Here is a 12,506-nt window from a genome sequence, read left to right as displayed (position 1 = left end):
GGCGGGCCGAAGATCGCAAGTTCAGGTGAAAGTCTGGATTAAGAGCAGACAGCCGCACGCAGCGGATCATCTGCATTCATATTGAACCATTCATCCATATTTGTCGGAAAGCCGTTTTCATCAAGCGCAGTTTCAGGTGTGATGTAGCCGCGCCGTCCCTGTGCACAATCGACAAGATGGGTCAGGGCAAGGGTTTCACCGCCCTTGCGCAGTAGCAACGTCATGACCCTTTTTTCATCCGGGTTTTCGGGATTGGAAACAAGTTTGTCGTGATCAATCGCAGTAAAGCGATTGGTGGGCGCGGAAACCAGTGTCCACGGCGCGAAGATGTTTTCGTCGGTGAAGGTTTGAATGACGCTGATGGTCTGGGGAAGGCGTGCTTCGTAGCGATCAAACCATGTGTATTCATCCCAGATCATATAGCCAAACATTGCAATTGCGGCGACAAAGGGAATGACATATTTCGGGGCTTTGCGGCCCCAAAGCCGGAACAGCAACATCACCACACCAGCCGATGCAAACCCGACGACAACGGTCGTGAAGATAAAGACGTACATGCGGGGGTGGCTCCCAAATTTCTGTTATTGTTGATGGGGGTTGTTGAACCCTGATAACCGATTAGCGCAGTATCCGGTCTAGCTCAAGTTCGCCTTTCGGATCACGCTTGGCGATCTGGGCCAGAAACAGGCCAGAGGCCGCGATGGCATCAGAAAGCGCATTATGCGCCCGGAAGGGCGGCAGGTTGTGATTTCGGCGCAAGGTATCAAGTCTGAGGGCGCCGGCCTTCATCGGTTCGCCGCTGCGCCGTATGTCGCGCAATGCCAAAACCAGTGTATCGACCGTCGGAATTTGCAGCGGAGCCCCAAAGCAGCGTTTGCACGCCTGACCAAGAAAACCCAGTTCAATCGGCGCATGGTGGGAAATCAACACCCGGCCAGCCATTTGGGGTAACAGATGTTCAAGGGCGCTTCCGATATCGGGGGCGTCGGCGACGTCACTGTCAAAGATCCGGTGCACCACGACCGAGCTTTCGCTAAGTTCCTTGCTCGGTCGCACAAGAATATGTTCACAACTGGAAAAATCGACAGAAAGCTGGCGAATGATCACCCAGCCGAGGCTAACGATTTCGTCCTTTTTGGGATCAAAGCCGGTCGTTTCAAGATCAAGGGCGATGAACTCTGTTTCAATCACCGACCTTTCGGGATCGGCAGGCGGCACATCGTAATAGGTTCGCAAAGGCCCGGTTGCCTTGCGTTGAATGAACTCACGATACAGGCGGCTATCAAGGATCTTTTCGCGCAATCCCATAGGGTTTATGTCCCGCTTTTGCCAAAGGCGTGCTCAAGGGCACCCTGAAGGTTCTTGATCACCGAAAAGGCATCTTTCAGGTGGCTGCGCTCAAAGGCTGACAAACTTTCGGGTTGTAGAAAATTATCGGGGGTTTCGCCGCGCCGGATCTGGCGGACCTGATGTTTAAGGCGCGTGATGCTGATGAATTCAAAGGCATCAAGAAGATCTGATGCGCCTTGATTGCTGATGGACGGGAATGCTTTGACCGCATTGAGGCGCTCGTAGGTGTTCACGGATTCCACCCCGTTGGCCAGAGCATGGATGCGGGCCAGATCAACAATCGGTACGACCCCGTTATGCTTAAGGTCCAGTGTCTTGTCATGCTCGCCGCCGCGAATCATCACGAAGTTTTTAAAGAACCCGAGCGGTACGTGATGGGTCAGGGCATTACCCACCATATAGGCCTGAAAGATACGGTTGTCTTTGGCCTTTGAAACGATCATGCGATGCAATTCATCAAACAGGCTTTTGGTGCCATGAACCGGGCGCAGGTCAAACCAGACGGAGCAATACATCAGGGACTTTGGTTCAGGCTGTTCGATCCATTTGTTGAAATACTTCTGCCAGGTGCGAGCCGGCTGACGCCATTCATCGATCTTTGCCATCATCTCGCCGGGGCAATAGACATATCCGACCTTGTGCAGGCCATCACAAACGTATTCGGCCAGTTTCTTGAAATATTCCCCATGCTGATCGGCATCATAGGCGTCATCGATAATCAGACAGTTATCCTGATCAGAAAGGGCGGTCTGTTCCTGCCGGCCCTGCGATCCGCCCGCCATCCAGACATAGGGAACCGGCGGTGGGCCGAATTGTTCCTCTGCCAGTTGCAGCAGGCGCGCGGTGGCTGCATCCGACAGGGTGGTTACGATATGTCCGGCGTTGTAAGACGTCGCGCCTGCTTCGATCAGGTGGCTGAGAAGCTCTGGTACCTGGGCAATGACCTTTGCCATGTCTTCCGGTGTGGTCAGCTTGCCGATGCGTCCGGCCATGTAAACGGCCGACAGAGACTGGCGGGCGAGAAGATTGTTGGTGGTGATCATGCCAACCGCCTTGCCATCCTTCATTACGGGCAGATGGCGGATGTTATTGCGCGTCATGGTCAAAAGGGCATCGAATGCAAACTGGTCCGGATCAATGGAGATCGGTTTTTCAGTCATGATGGCCGATACCGGCTCGTCATAGCTGCGCCCAACTGCAATAACACGATTACGTAGATCGCGGTCGGTCATGATCCCGGCAACAGCACCATCGTCCTCGGTGATCAGCAGGCAGGATACGCGTTCCTTGCTCATCAATTGGCCTGCGTCGAGGATGGAGGCAGATTTGTCGATGCTGACAAGATCACGTGCGATCAGGTCACTGACCTTCACACTCATCAGTTTGAGTTGGTCGTCGTCGCGGCTTTCAAGCAACTGCATGCCGCTGCGCAGGCGTTCGCCCCCCATTTTCGCGAAGAAATAGCTAAATTGTGGATACTTGCCCGTCAAGTCGTGGAAATCCTTTTCCGGCAGCAGGTAGCACAGGCTGTCCTCCAAGGTTGTAATGTTATTGGCTGCGCGACCATTTTGATACATGGCGCGCACGCCAAAGCATTCGCCCTCTGACAGGCGGGCAAGCAATTGCCCGTCAGGGTCCCGGGTTTCGGTGCCGCCAGTGCGAATGATGTAGAGGTGAAGGCATTCCTGTTCCGGCGAAAGGACCTTGGTCCCTGCGCGGAAATAGCGGGCCTGCAGGCGTTTGGGCAGTGCGTTGATTTCTTCGTCTGGTAACAGATCGAACGGGTGATGCTGTTTTAGAAATTCGGCAATTTCTTCGAGTTCGATGCTCATGATTGCTTTCCTTCGCAAGGCCACGCCCTGAGGTCATTGTTGCCTGACAATGATCGAAAAGAAAAGCCCCCGGATCAGTGATCCGGGGGCCTGCAACAGTTTTTGGCAAACCGGTTGACCGATTAGTGGTCAACCGCGCTACCGGCTCCTTTCGGAACACGGATGTCTTCAATCATGACCTGGATATGCTCTGGCGGCTCAGCGGTGACTTTCGACACAGCGAAAGCAACGATGAAGTTCAGAACCATACCAACTGCACCAATGCCTTCCGGCGAGATGCCAAACAGCCAGTTTTCCGGCGTGTTTGCAATGATTGGGTCAAAGAACACACCTTTGTAGGCAAGGATATAGCCCATGGTGAAGACCAGACCGGTCAACATGCCGGCAATCGCGCCTTCGCGGTTAACCTTCTTGGAGAAGATCCCCATGATGATAACCGGGAACAGCGAGGATGCGGCAAGACCGAAGGCGAAGGCCACCACCTGTGCCACAAAGCCCGGAGGATTGTAGCCCAGATAACCGGCAATCAGGATCGCGACAGCTGCGGCAATACGCCCGGCCATCAGTTCCTGTCCTTCTGTCATGTTTGGTGTGAAGGTCCCTTTGAGAATATCATGTGATACGCCCGAAGAGATCACAAGCAGCAGGCCCGCAGCCGTTGACAGTGCCGCGGCAATACCACCAGCTGCGACCAGGGCAATAACCCAGTTCGGAAGCTGTGCGATTTCCGGGTTGGCCAGAACCATGATGTCACGGTCAACGCTCAGTTCGTTACCCTGCCAGCCGAACTCGGCTGCCTTGGCGGCAAACTCTGCGTTCGCATCGTTGTAGTACTGGATGCGGCCGTCACCGTTCTTGTCTTCGAATTTCAGAAGGCCGGTTGCTTCCCAGCGCTTCATCCAGTCCGGACGCTCTTCGAATACAAGGTTCCCGTCTTCTGCGCCAACTTCACCAGTCTGGATGGTTTCGGTCAGGTTCAGGCGTGCCATTGCACCAACTGCCGGAGCGGTGGTGTACAGCAGCGCGATGAAGACCAGTGCCCAACCGGCCGAAGAACGTGCATCACGTACTTTCGGAACGGTGAAGAAGCGAACGATAACGTGCGGAAGACCAGCAGTACCAACCATCAGGGCAAGGGTGATTGCAAAGATATCAATCGTTGACTTGCTGGTGGTGGTGTATTCGAGGAAGCCGAGTTCCGTCACAACCTGGTTCAGGCGATCAAGCATGAATTCGCCCGTGCCATTCACGGTCGAACCGAATGCCAACTGCGGCAGCGGATTGCCGGTCAGCTGGAATGCGATGAAGATTGCCGGAATGGTGTAAGCAACAATAAGAACGCAATATTGTGCAACCTGGGTATAGGTAATGCCCTTCATGCCGCCAAGAACGGCATAGATGAAGACGATACCCATGCCGACGATCAGGCCGGTAAGGATTTCAACTTCAAGGAAGCGCGAGAACACGATACCAACGCCGCGCATCTGACCTGCCACATAGGTAAACGAGATAAAGATCAGGCAGATAACAGCAACGATACGGGCTGCTTTGGAGTAGTAGCGATCCCCGATGAATTCCGGCACGGTGAATTTACCGTACTTACGAAGGTAAGGTGCCAGAAGCATCGCCAGCAGGCAGTAACCACCTGTCCAGCCCATCAGGTAAACCGAGCCGCCATAGCCAAGAAAGGCAATGAGACCAGCCATGGAGATAAAGGAAGCAGCCGACATCCAGTCTGCTGCGGTCGCCATGCCGTTGACGACCGGGTTAACACCTTTGCCAGCGACATAGAATTCGCCGGTGGTGCTTGCCTTGGCCCAAATCGCGATGCCGATATACAGCGCGAAACTCAAGCCGACGGCAATATATGTAAGGGTAGTAAGATCCATCTTGTCTGTCTCCCTGATCCTGCGTCAGTCGTCTTCACGAACGCCGAATTCGCGATCCAGTTTGTTCATCTTGGCCACATAGACAAAAATCAGTGCGACAAAGACGTAAATGGACCCCTGTTGAGCAAACCAGAAACCAAGCTGGAAGCCCGCTATTTCGATAGAATTGAGGGCATCGACAAACAAGATGCCGAAACCGTAGGAAACGATGAACCAGATCGCGATAAGAACCGAGACCAGCTTCACGTTTCTCTTCCAGTAGGCTGCGCTTTGTTCATCCATCGCGCGTCTCCTTCCTAGAAATGATAACTTTCCCTGCCGACATCTTTTTGTGTTGTCTTTGTCGGCTACATAAATGCGTGGCTTTGAATGCACCGAGACACACTCATTGCCCGTAATGGTCGATATCAGCTTTCGAGAGTCGCCATAAGCTAATCATTAGTCGTATAGAACAGGGTGTTAGGGCCTGTTGCCGGGGGTTGTCGGCTAAAAATAATGACGGAATCCGGTCGGTTTTTAAGGTGTGCAATGCAACAATTCAGGCGTGCAAAATCCGAGTTGTTCGTGCCTAAAAAGTGACGTTTTTGCGCGGTACCCGACCTCTGACATGCTTTTTGACAGCTTTCTAACGTAGAATCGTCTCCGGACTTGGCCGGTTGGGGAGGATCGTTTGCGGCTTCTGTTGTTTGAAGTTGTTAAGACAGTGCCTGTCGGTTACAAACGGGCACAGTATTTTAGGCACGTATGCATACATGCCACAGTGATCTGACCCGCAAGGGGAAGACCCAACGAATTTTGGATGGGGAATTTAATGGCATCCTACCAGTATATTTACGTCATGAAGGACCTGACCAAGATCCTTCCGGGCGGTCGCGAGCTTTTCAAGGGCATCACGCTGTCCTTTCTGCCGGGCGTAAAAATCGGTGTTCTCGGTAACAACGGCGCGGGTAAATCAACCCTGCTGAAAATTATGGCCGGCATCGAAAAGGATTATGCCGGTGAAGCTTGGCCCGCCGAGGGCGTCAATGTCGGTTATCTTGAACAGGAACCGCAGCTTAATCCGGAAAAAGACGTTCTTGGTAACGTTATGGAAGGCTGTGGTTCGATCGTTGATGATCTTGCACGCTTTAATGAAATCAGCGGCAAATTCGCCGAGCCGATGACCGATGACGAGATGACAGAACTCCTTGCAGAGCAGGGAGAGCTGCAAGAACGCATTGATGCGGCCAATGGCTGGGATCTGGAACGCACCCTTGAAATCGCGATGGACGCCCTGCGTTGCCCGCCCAAGGATTCAGACGTTTCCAAACTTTCCGGTGGTGAGCGCCGCCGCGTGGCCCTTTGCCGTCTTCTGCTTGCAAAGCCCGACATTCTGCTGCTTGACGAACCGACCAACCATCTTGATGCGGAATCGGTTGCGTGGCTTGAACGTCACCTTGAAGATTATCAGGGTACCGTCATTCTGGTTACCCACGATCGTTACTTCCTTGATAACGTTACTGGCTGGATTCTTGAGCTTGACCGTGGTCAGGGCATCCCGTTCGAAGGCAACTATTCCTCGTGGCTGGAACAGAAGCAGAAGCGTCTGGAACAGGAAGCCCGTCAGGAAGGCAGCCGTCAGAAACAGCTTGCGACCGAATTGGACTGGATCCGTCAGAACCCGAAAGGCCGTCAGGCGAAATCCAAGGCCCGTGTTCGTGCCTATGATGATCTTGTTGCCGAGGCGGCAAAAGCTGTCCCGGATTCAACCAAGATCGTAATTCCGATTGCCGAGCGTCTCGGGAATGAAGTCATTACCGCCGAAAGCCTGACCAAGGCGTATGGTGACAAGCTTCTGTTCGAGAACCTTGATTTCCGTCTGCCGCCAGGTGGTATCGTTGGTGTCATTGGTCCGAACGGTGCAGGTAAAACGACACTGTTCAAGATGCTGACCGGCAGCGAAACCCCGGATGCAGGCGATCTGAAGATCGGTGAAACCGTTAAGATGGGCTATGTCGATCAGTCGCGTGACTCGCTTGATCCGAACAAGACCGTTTGGCAGGAAGTTTCCGATGGTCTTGACGAGATTCTTTTGGGCAAACGCCCGATGAGCTCACGCGCGTATGTTTCGCAGTTTGCCTTCAAGGGCGCGGACCAGCAGAAAAAGGTCGGTCAGTTGTCCGGCGGTGAACGTAACCGCGTTCATTTGGCCAAGATGCTGAAATCCGGCGCGAATGTCTTGCTGCTTGACGAACCGACCAACGATCTTGATGTCGATACGCTGCGTGCGCTTGAAGAAGGTCTTCTGGAATTTGCCGGTTGTGCTGTGGTTATCTCGCACGATCGCTTCTTCCTTGACCGTATCGCGACCCATATTCTTGCTTATGAGGGCAACTCGCATGTCGAGTGGTTCGAAGGTAACTATCAGGAATATGAGGCGGATTACAAACGCCGCTATGGTGAAGAGGCAAGCCGCCCGCACCGCATCAAATACAAGCCGCTGACCCGTTAAGCTGGTTTGTCGCGTTAAGGAAAAGGCCACCGTCAGGTGGCCTTTTTTTGTTTTGGTGACAGACAAATAAAAAAGCCACCGTCACAAGGAGGGTGGCTTCTGCATTCTTCTTTGCAGCGTTTCTTAAAGGCCGGTTTTTGCCTTAAGTGCCTCTGTCAGGGCGCTGACATCGTCATTGTTCTGCTGGATGACCGACGTGAATTCGTCACGCTGGGTGATGCCCATGCTCAGACCTTCGATGGAAACATCAATGATCTTGTAGCTGTCATCAAAGACCCGCATCCGCCAGACAATGTTAATTGGCGGGCCGTCAGGACGGACAAATTGCGATTCTACAAAGGTATCCTTGTTCTTCTGGACCTCATTGCCGACGACAAACTGCTCGCCGTTAAATTCCTTGAACTGGTTGGCATAATTCAGGGCCAGATAGTTCTGCAGAAGAACAGAAAACTCTTCGATCTCGTCTTTGGAAATTGACCGCCAGTAGCGCCCGAGAACGAATCGCGACACAACGTCCATCGCAAAGTAGCGATCCATCAGGGAGACGAACTTCTTGCGACGCACATCATCAGCAAGTGTCTGGTCGGTGAGTTCGTTGATGGCTTGATCAGCCATCGTCTGAATGACGTTGGCCGCACTGGTTTCCACAGCGACTTCTGCGATGACACCCGGATGCGAGCTGTTTGCCATCGACGGACCAGGCCAAGCCGCTGCGATGGCGATCATCGCGGCGGCTGGTATGGCGATCTTGCTGTTTGCCATGACGGGCTCTTATTCGCTTGCAGCTTCGACAGCATCGTCGAAGTCAAAAGATGCGCTTTCGTCTTCAACAGCCGTTGCCGGTGCCGGGGCACCGTTACGGATCAGCGTGTTGCGCTGCTGACGATAGAGGCTGCGAAGTGCTGCATAGTAATCAATTGATGATTTCTGCAGTTCGTTGAGCTGGTTGATCGTCGCATAACGATAATGCAGCGCGCTCAGACCGATCGAGCCAAGATACAAAGCTTCTGCCGTGTCGCTGTTTTCAGCGCCCCAGGTCAGCGGGTTGGCAAAGTAATCAACGGCAAGGCCGGTTGTATCACGCAGGTTGGACGGGCCAAGCAACGGCAGCACAATGTAGGGGCCGCCGCCAATGCCATAATGCGCAAGGGTCTGACCGAAATCTTCGCGGCGATACGGAATGCCGAAATCAGTGGCAACATCGTTGAAGCCCAGAAGACCAATGGTCGAGTTCATGATGAAACGCTGGAATGAGGCAGCAGCCTGATCCGGGTCACCTTGCAGCAACGCGTTGAACGAGTTCAACGGTTCGTTGATGTTGCGCACAAAGCTTCTGACCGACGTTTTGACCGGTTCCGGGGCGATGTCGCGGTACCACATGGCAGCAGGATAAAGGACCATAAAGTCCACAGCCCCGTTTACGCCATGAACGACGCGGTTTACCGGCTCAATCGGATCGTAGTCACTCATGTCCTGAGCAGGTTCTGTGGATGCGCACGCGGTCAGCAAAGACAGCGATCCTGCGGCACAAAGTGAAAGCAAAGCTCGAAACTTCATTATTTTTAGCCAACCGATGTTCGATACACAGACTTCCCCTGACCCAAAACGCTTTTCAGTGAAAACACCAAAAAACGTTACCGATCAACCTTCTGTCGGAAAGGGCGATCACGTAACGCGCACGCCTCAGATAACCATCTGGTTAGCATAGGGGGAATTTAAACACCAGCATACAAAAAGTTGATCGGGATCAAGCAATTTTGTGGTGTGATGTTTATGCAACACAATTGTGTGCGAAATTATCCCTTGAACAAATATAAACATATCTTTATATCTTTGTCGTCGACGTGGAGGTCATTGGCATGGAACAGGTTCTTGCAAGATTGCGTGCGGCTGCCGAAGCAACGCGGCTTCGTCTGTTGGCGATCTGTGCCGAGTGCGAACTGACTGTCAGTGAGATCACCCAGATCATTGGTCAAAGCCAACCCCGCGTATCCCGACATCTTAAACTACTGTGTGAGGCGGGCTTGCTGGTCCGTTTCCGCGAGGGCACGTGGGTGTTTTATCGCACGCCGCATTCCGGCCCCGGGGCTGACCTTGTTCAGCCTGTGCTGGATCTTTTGCCCAAGGATGACGAAACACTGTCTTTGGACCGTGCCCGTCTTGAACAGGTCAAGGCCGAGCGTGAGAAAATCGCCACAGAGTATTTTCGCGCAAACGCCAAGGACTGGGACCGGATCAGATCACTGCATATTGATGAGGCCGTGGTCGAAAAGGCACTGCTCGAGGCGGTTGGAGATCTGACGGGTGGACGGATTCTCGATGTTGGTACCGGCACAGGGCGCATACTTGAACTTTTGGGGCATGAAGCCGAAGAAGGCGTTGGCGTTGATATGTCGCGCGAAATGCTGGCGGTGGCCCGTGCAAGATTGCAACGTGCGGATTTGTCCAACTGTCTTGTTCGGCAAGCAGATATGTATCAGTTGCCGTATCCGGGCGGCATGTTTGACCTTGTGACGCTTCACCAAGTGCTTCATTTCGCTGAAAAACCTGAAGCGGCCCTTGCTGAAGCTGCGCGGGTGCTCGCACCGGGGGGCAAGCTTGTCATTGTTGATTTTGCCCAGCACGAACACGAAGAGCTTCGCGAGGAACACGCGCATCGCCGTCTTGGATTTGATGATGCGTCACTTAATGCCTGGTTCCGTGCAAACAAGCTTGAGCCCGACAATGTGATCAGCTTGCCGGGCAAGCCGCTGACGGTTCGGATATGGGCTGCGCATCCGGCCCCGGGGGACGTTGCGGATGCAGGTGAAAAAAGATCAGAGAAGGCCGCAGAGTAACACGCGCCGGTTTACGAAATTACCACGATAAAAAAGACCCGAGGATCCAACCCAAGGGACATCGAAGACAGGATTGAAATATTGATATGATGACGGTTCAGGAAATTAAGGCAGTACGCAAAAACCTTAAGGTTTCGTTCGAATTCTTCCCGCCGAAAACCGAGAAGATGGAAGAAACCATGTGGCGGTCAATCCGTCGGCTCGCGCCGCTCAACCCGTCTTTTGTGTCCGTGACCTATGGTGCAGGTGGAACAACGCGTGGTCGTACTCATGGCAGTGTGACCCGAATTCAGGGCGAAACCGGTATTCCTGCCGCCGCCCACCTGACATGTGTCGGTCATACCAAGGAAGAAATTGACCAGATCGCCCGCAGCTATTGGAACGAGGGTATTCGATCAATTGTCGCCCTTCGCGGTGATCTGCCGGATGCTGGTGATACATACGAACCGACGCCGGGTGGCTACGCCTATGCAGTGGATTTGGTTGCGGGCCTTAAGGAAATCGCTGATTTTGATATTTCGGTGTCGGCTTACCCTGAAACGCATCCGGATGCACCGAGTGCGGATTTCGAGATCGAGTATCTCAAACGCAAAATCGACGCAGGTGCAAACCGGGCGATTACCCAGTTCTTCTTTGACAACGAAACATATCTTCGGTTCCGTGATAAATGTGTGGCTGCGGGCATTGATGCCCCGATCGTTCCGGGGATTTTGCCAGTAACCAACTTTGGCTCGCTCTTGAAATTTGCGGACATGTGTGGTGCTTCTGTACCGCAGCGTTTGCATTGGCGTTTCGAAGGATTGGACGAGGATCCTGATACGCGCCGCATGGTTGCTTTCCACGAAGCGATTTCGCAGGTGGAAGGTCTGATCAGCGAAGGCGTTACCGACTTCCATTTTTATACGCTTAACCGTGCCGAACTTACATATGCCATCTGTCATGCGCTGGGCATTCGCGGGCCTGAACAGGCAGCCGCCTGATTGTCCCTTTTGCTTTCGAACATGACGCATGAAGAATTGACTGGATAAAAATGATGAATGACCGCAAGGAACGCATTGCCCTGCTGCGCAAACGGGCCGAGGAAAAGATACTGATCCTTGATGGCGCGATGGGCACGATGATCCAGAAACACTCGCTGTCCGAGGAGGATTACCGCGGAGAGCGCTTTGCTGACTGGAAGCAGGATGTAAAAGGCAATAACGATCTTTTGTCCCTGACACAGCCGGACATCATCAAGGATATCCATTTGCAGTACATCGCGGCGGGTGCGGACCTGAACGGGACGAACACGTTTAGCGCGACGACGATTGCCCAGGCTGATTACGGCATGGAAGATCTGGCGTATGAGATCAACTATGAAAGTGCCAAAATCGCGCGTGCGGCCTGTGATGAGTGGGAAGCATCCCATCCCGGGGATGTGCGGTTTGTGAATGGTGCAATTGGCCCGACCAACCGGACAGCGTCGATTTCGCCGGATGTGAATAATCCGGGGTTCCGTGCCATCACCTTTGACCAGCTCAAAGAGGCCTACAAGGAAGCGGCCAAGGGCCTGCTTGATGGCGGGGCGGACACGCTGCTGGTTGAGACGATCTTTGATACGCTAAACGCCAAGGCGGCGTTGTTTGCCATTGATGAAGTTGTCGAAGAACGTGGTGAAGATGTTCCTGTGATGATTTCGGGGACGATTACCGATGCATCGGGTCGCACTCTTTCGGGGCAGACGACCGAGGCGTTTTACAATTCTGTGCGTCATACCAAGCCGTTTTCAATTGGCCTTAACTGCGCATTGGGTGCCGAACAGCTGCGCCCCTATGTCCAGGAACTCTCGCGTATTGCCGAATGCCGTGTCTCGGTCTATCCGAACGCCGGTCTGCCGAACGAGTTTGGTGAATATGATCAGTCGGATTCCGAAATGGCCGAGCTGGTCAAGGAATGGGCGGAGACCGGTATGGTGAACCTGTTGGGTGGATGCTGCGGGACAACGCCACCACACATCAAGGCGATTACCGACGCCGTTGCCGATGCCAAACCGCGCATTGTTCCGAAATTTGAGCCGCGCATGCGCCTTTCCGGCCTTGAGCCGTTTGATGCCGCATAATCCCGATAT

At 53.4% G+C, this 12,506-nt stretch carries 11 protein-coding genes; 4 read left to right on the top strand and 7 right to left on the bottom strand.

Features of this window, described 5'->3' with window-relative positions; translation table 11 throughout:
• Positions 1 to 38: 38 nt before the first annotated feature.
• The 5 genes from AUQ43_RS10825 to AUQ43_RS10805 all read right to left on the bottom strand — a co-directional run bounded on the left by AUQ43_RS10825 (position 39) and on the right by AUQ43_RS10805 (position 5,353).
• The gene (locus AUQ43_RS10825) at positions 39 to 557 is read right to left on the bottom strand and encodes a hypothetical protein (RefSeq protein ID WP_062956301.1); all 519 of its coding nucleotides are present in this window, start codon (positions 555 to 557) and stop codon (positions 39 to 41) included.
• Positions 558 to 618: 61 nt separating this feature from the next.
• The gene (locus tag AUQ43_RS10820) at positions 619 to 1,308 is read right to left on the bottom strand and encodes an exonuclease domain-containing protein (protein WP_062956300.1); all 690 of its coding nucleotides are present in this window, start codon (positions 1,306 to 1,308) and stop codon (positions 619 to 621) included.
• 5 nt (positions 1,309 to 1,313) lie between these two features.
• A complete protein-coding gene (locus tag AUQ43_RS10815; protein WP_062956299.1) occupies positions 1,314 to 3,182 on the bottom strand; it encodes a DUF294 nucleotidyltransferase-like domain-containing protein in 1,869 nt (622 codons plus the stop codon).
• A 122-nt stretch (positions 3,183 to 3,304) separates the two neighbouring features.
• On the bottom strand, positions 3,305 to 5,071 hold the full coding sequence (locus tag AUQ43_RS10810; protein ID WP_062956298.1) for a sodium:solute symporter family protein: 1,767 nt from the start codon (positions 5,069 to 5,071) through the stop codon (positions 3,305 to 3,307).
• Positions 5,072 to 5,095: 24 nt separating this feature from the next.
• Positions 5,096 to 5,353, bottom strand: a complete 258-nt coding sequence (locus AUQ43_RS10805) for a DUF4212 domain-containing protein (RefSeq protein WP_008889559.1) — start codon at positions 5,351 to 5,353, stop codon at positions 5,096 to 5,098.
• Between the two features lie 529 nt (positions 5,354 to 5,882).
• Here AUQ43_RS10805 and ettA point away from each other — a divergent pair.
• Entirely contained in the window at positions 5,883 to 7,562 is a 1,680-nt protein-coding gene (gene ettA / locus AUQ43_RS10800) for an energy-dependent translational throttle protein EttA (protein WP_062956297.1), read from the top strand.
• Between the two features lie 123 nt (positions 7,563 to 7,685).
• On the opposite strand, the gene AUQ43_RS10795 is transcribed toward ettA, so the two are convergent.
• Both AUQ43_RS10795 and AUQ43_RS10790 read right to left on the bottom strand, forming a co-directional pair.
• Positions 7,686 to 8,324: a phospholipid-binding protein MlaC gene (locus AUQ43_RS10795; protein WP_062956296.1), complete on the bottom strand. Its 639-nt coding sequence runs from the start codon at positions 8,322 to 8,324 to the stop codon at positions 7,686 to 7,688.
• A 9-nt stretch (positions 8,325 to 8,333) separates the two neighbouring features.
• Positions 8,334 to 9,032, bottom strand: coding sequence for a VacJ family lipoprotein (locus tag AUQ43_RS10790; protein WP_232310656.1), 699 nt, complete (start codon positions 9,030 to 9,032; stop codon positions 8,334 to 8,336).
• A gap of 389 nt (positions 9,033 to 9,421) precedes the next feature.
• On the opposite strand from AUQ43_RS10790, the gene AUQ43_RS10785 reads away from it, so the two are divergent.
• The 3 genes from AUQ43_RS10785 (at position 9,422) to AUQ43_RS20110 (ending at position 12,497) form a co-directional block, all read left to right on the top strand.
• Positions 9,422 to 10,399 (top strand): metalloregulator ArsR/SmtB family transcription factor, encoded by a 978-nt coding sequence (locus AUQ43_RS10785; protein WP_062956295.1) that lies wholly within the window; start codon positions 9,422 to 9,424, stop codon positions 10,397 to 10,399.
• Positions 10,400 to 10,485: 86 nt separating this feature from the next.
• On the top strand, positions 10,486 to 11,379 hold the full coding sequence (metF, locus tag AUQ43_RS10780; RefSeq protein WP_062956294.1) for a methylenetetrahydrofolate reductase: 894 nt from the start codon (positions 10,486 to 10,488) through the stop codon (positions 11,377 to 11,379).
• A gap of 53 nt (positions 11,380 to 11,432) precedes the next feature.
• A complete protein-coding gene (locus tag AUQ43_RS20110) occupies positions 11,433 to 12,497 on the top strand; it encodes a homocysteine S-methyltransferase family protein (protein ID WP_084272129.1) in 1,065 nt (354 codons plus the stop codon).
• Positions 12,498 to 12,506: the final 9 nt, after the last annotated feature.

The sequence above is a fragment of the Thalassospira sp. MCCC 1A01148 genome, from assembly GCF_001613795.1.
GTDB lineage: Bacteria > Pseudomonadota > Alphaproteobacteria > Rhodospirillales > Thalassospiraceae > Thalassospira.
Note: the sequence above shows the minus strand (reverse complement) of the source record. Positions and strands in the feature narration are given on the sequence as shown.

What these genes read in the sequence shown, in the direction of transcription:
- AUQ43_RS10815 (WP_062956299.1), bottom strand. Translation starts at nt 3,182, where the DNA reads ATGAGCATCGAACTCGAAGAAATTGCCGAATTTCTAAAACAGCATCAC.
- AUQ43_RS10790 (WP_232310656.1), bottom strand. Translation starts at nt 9,032, where the DNA reads ATGAGTGACTACGATCCGATTGAGCCGGTAAACCGCGTCGTTCATGGC.
- AUQ43_RS20110 (WP_084272129.1), top strand. Translation starts at nt 11,433, where the DNA reads ATGAATGACCGCAAGGAACGCATTGCCCTGCTGCGCAAACGGGCCGAG.
- metF (WP_062956294.1), top strand. Translation starts at nt 10,486, where the DNA reads ATGATGACGGTTCAGGAAATTAAGGCAGTACGCAAAAACCTTAAGGTT.
- AUQ43_RS10820 (WP_062956300.1), bottom strand. Translation starts at nt 1,308, where the DNA reads ATGGGATTGCGCGAAAAGATCCTTGATAGCCGCCTGTATCGTGAGTTC.
- AUQ43_RS10825 (WP_062956301.1), bottom strand. Translation starts at nt 557, where the DNA reads ATGTACGTCTTTATCTTCACGACCGTTGTCGTCGGGTTTGCATCGGCT.
- AUQ43_RS10810 (WP_062956298.1), bottom strand. Translation starts at nt 5,071, where the DNA reads ATGGATCTTACTACCCTTACATATATTGCCGTCGGCTTGAGTTTCGCG.
- AUQ43_RS10785 (WP_062956295.1), top strand. Translation starts at nt 9,422, where the DNA reads ATGGAACAGGTTCTTGCAAGATTGCGTGCGGCTGCCGAAGCAACGCGG.
- AUQ43_RS10795 (WP_062956296.1), bottom strand. Translation starts at nt 8,324, where the DNA reads ATGGCAAACAGCAAGATCGCCATACCAGCCGCCGCGATGATCGCCATC.
- ettA (WP_062956297.1), top strand. Translation starts at nt 5,883, where the DNA reads ATGGCATCCTACCAGTATATTTACGTCATGAAGGACCTGACCAAGATC.
- AUQ43_RS10805 (WP_008889559.1), bottom strand. Translation starts at nt 5,353, where the DNA reads ATGGATGAACAAAGCGCAGCCTACTGGAAGAGAAACGTGAAGCTGGTC.